Origin of the sequence: Rhodococcus sp. T7 (assembly GCF_009872365.1) — a bacterium.
GTDB lineage: Bacteria > Actinomycetota > Actinomycetes > Mycobacteriales > Mycobacteriaceae > Rhodococcus_F.
Genome location: NZ_WXYH01000163.1, coordinates 1 through 3,090 on the forward strand (window position 1 = coordinate 1; position 3,090 = coordinate 3,090).

Annotated in this window: 1 protein-coding gene and 1 pseudogene; both read left to right on the forward strand. The window is 63.0% G+C overall.

Annotated features, from left to right (window positions below; all coding sequences use genetic code 11):
• Positions 1–714 precede the first annotated feature (714 nt).
• Positions 715–1,977 (forward strand): group II intron reverse transcriptase/maturase, encoded by a 1,263-nt coding sequence (ltrA, locus tag MLGJGCBP_RS17355; protein ID WP_160097167.1) that lies wholly within the window; start codon positions 715–717, stop codon positions 1,975–1,977.
• Positions 1,978–2,174: 197 nt separating this feature from the next.
• Positions 2,175–3,014 (forward strand): annotated as a pseudogene (locus MLGJGCBP_RS17360) (IS1380 family transposase); the annotation flags it as partial.
• Positions 3,015–3,090: the final 76 nt, after the last annotated feature.

The window sequence follows — 3,090 nt, forward strand, 5'->3', positions numbered from 1 at the left end:
TTCGACTATCTCCCACAACGCATCCGGAACCAACCTCAGTGACAACTCATCTACCACGCGTCACATTATGTCCCACAGGTCACTTCATCCACATGAGACACGCTCTAAGCCTGAATCCGTGTGTGTCACGAACGTGGAAAGGAGCTTGATGTAGGAAGAGCTTCTTGAAGCGGTGCTGCGTAAGAGATGAGGGTGTATGGCCCCTCGGAGCCGTCCTGCGGGGGAGGGCTTCAAGCCGCCCACTGCTGCGTTGGCTGAAGACCGTCGTGGTGAGCGATGTGGGAAAAGGCGCACGTGATGCGTCAGGCAGGGATCGGGAAGACGAGCGTCACAGCTGTTGAAATGTCGTAACAGGTTCGGATGACATCAAAACCGGGGTATACGGATAGCCCCGGGAGGAGTCTGGCGGGAGTCCCGCATACTGGCCAGGCGGTGTCCGGCATACAGGCGACGTGAGCCCGATCTGCCGCTCTTACGTGGAACGTGAGAAGGCGTGGCCCGATACTGTCCATCCCCAAGGTTCGAGGATGGGTGAGAGGGAGTGTTCCGAGCGGCTGAAACCGTGAGGGATCGAGTACCGATGCGGGTCCGCGCCGGCGGACTGGCCCGTAGTAGCTGTGAGACCGCTGCTTGACGCGGTGGCGGTGGAGCCAAGGGGCCAGGTCATTCGTGGTTTGTTCACTCGATCAACCGGCATGTGTCGGGAGGAGTCGCATGGGCGAGCTGACATCGTCAGGCAAGTCGTTCGAGATTTCGAAGTGGGAAGTGCGTGAGGCGTGGGAGAAGGTGAGAACGAACAAGGGTGCGCCGGGCGTGGACGGGTGCTCGATCGAGGAGTTCGAGAAGGACCTGAAGAACAATCTGTATCGGGTGTGGAATCGGATGTCTTCGGGGAGTTACTTTCCTCCTCCGGTGTTGGCGGTGGAAATACCGAAGCCGCACGGCGCGGGAACCCGAATTCTAGGGGTGCCCACCGTGGCCGATCGCGTCGCTCAAACGGTGGTGGCCAGGAGGTTGGAGGGCAGGGTCGAACCGATCTTCCATCCGGACTCTTACGGCTACCGCCCGGGCCGGTCGGCGCTCGATGCGGTGGGTGCGTGCCGGAGACGGTGCTGGAAGAGCAACTGGGTCATCGACCTCGATATCGAGAAGTTCTTCGACACCGTGCCTTGGGAGTTCATCGTCAAAGCGGTCGAGGCAAACACCGACCAACCGTGGGTGCTGTTGTATGTGAAGCGGTGGCTTCAGGCGCCGCTGCAGCAGGCCGACGGGGTCTTGCAACAACGAGACCGGGGGACCCCGCAGGGGTCTGCGGTCTCGCCAGTGCTGGCTAATCTGTTCCTGCACTATGCGTTCGACGCGTGGATGGCCCGGGAATTTCCGGGTATCGCGTTCGAACGTTACGTCGACGATGCGGTGGTGCATTGCACCAGCGAGCATCAAGCGAAGCGGGTGCTGGCCGCGATCGGCGACAGGATGGGACAGGTCGGGTTGCGGTTGCATCCCGACAAGACACGGATCGTCTACTGCCAGGACGGCACGCGACGTGGCTCGTATGAGCACACGTCGTTCACGTTCCTGGGGTTCACATTCCGCCAGCGCAGGGCGCGGAACAAGCACGGGCAGCATTTCAGCGCGTTCTTGCCCGCGATCAGCAAGGCTGCTGTGAAGAAGATCGGTGCGGCGGTGCGGTCCTGGCGGCTGCACACCCGCACTGGTCACACTTTCGCCGACCTCGCGCAACGCATCAATCCGATCGTGAGGGGCTGGATGCAGTACTACGGGGCGTTTCACCGCTCCGCAATGTATCAAGTCCTCTCACGCATCAACGCCTACTTGGTGCGGTGGATCCGCAAGAAATATCGACGGCTGCGGGCCGAGAAGAAAGCCATCGAGTGCTGGCAGGGGATCACCGCACGGTATCCCCGCCTGTTCGCGCACTGGAAATGGGTTCCCTCGGTCGCGCGCGTCTGGTGACCAGAATGACAAGAGCCCGGTGACGGGAGACTGTCACGCCGGGATCTGTGGGAGCCCGGGGGTGCGATTCCCCCGGGCCACCCGACGGATGATCTCGATGGTGGATCGGCGTGTGAGATGAGGAAAGTGCCTTGTGAGCTGGGATAATCGGGAGTGTCTAGGTCCTGACTGTCCACCACACCACGAGGCACTTTCAGTTGAAATCATCGCACACCTTCCGCGCGGACTCCGCTGTCTTCGATGAGACGAATCTCGTGTCGTCGGCCGGGCTGGTCCCGGTGCTGGAACTGGCCGAGCAGGCGGGACTGTCGGAGTTGATCGACGTCCATGTCGACATCGACAGTGCCCGGGTGAAATCGGGCGCTGCCAACCCGGTCGGGAAGCTGACCTCGATCATCGCCGGGATGTGCACCGGGGCGGACTACATCGACGATATGAACCTGCTCCGGGCCGGTGGGATGCCCGCCCTGTTCGACCAGGTCTACGCCCCGTCGACCCTGGGGATCTTTCTGCGCGAGTTCACCTTCGGGCACAGCCTGCAGCTCGGGGCGGTGCTGCGCCGACACCTGATCGCCCTCGCCGCCCGCACACCCCTGCTGCCGGGTATCGAGGACCGGGCGTTCCTCGACATCGATTCCCTGCTGCGCCCGGTCTACGGGCACGCCAAGGAGGGCGCAAGCTATGGGCACGCCAAGGTCTCCGGCCGCACCGTGCTGCGCAAGGGCCTGAACCCGCTGGTCACGACTCTGTCCACCGCGCAGGCGGCCCCGGTGGTCACCGAGATGCGGCTGCGCGGCGGCAAGACCGGCTCCGGCCGCGGAGCCGCCTCCCAGCTGCGCTCGGCGATCACCACCGCACGCGCCTGCGGCGCGACGGGCAAGATCATGGCCCGCGGTGATTCGGCGTTCGGAAACAAGGCCGTCATCGGTGCCGCGATCGCCGCGGGTATCGAGTTCTCCGTGGGCATGACCCGCAATCCCCGGATCACCCGGGCGATCGACAGTATCGACGAGCAGGACTGGGTCCCGGTGCACTATGAACCGTCCTGGACGAGGTGGAGACTCCTGATCTAACAAGGAGAATGCTGGTATGCCTGCACCGAAGAAGTACGAC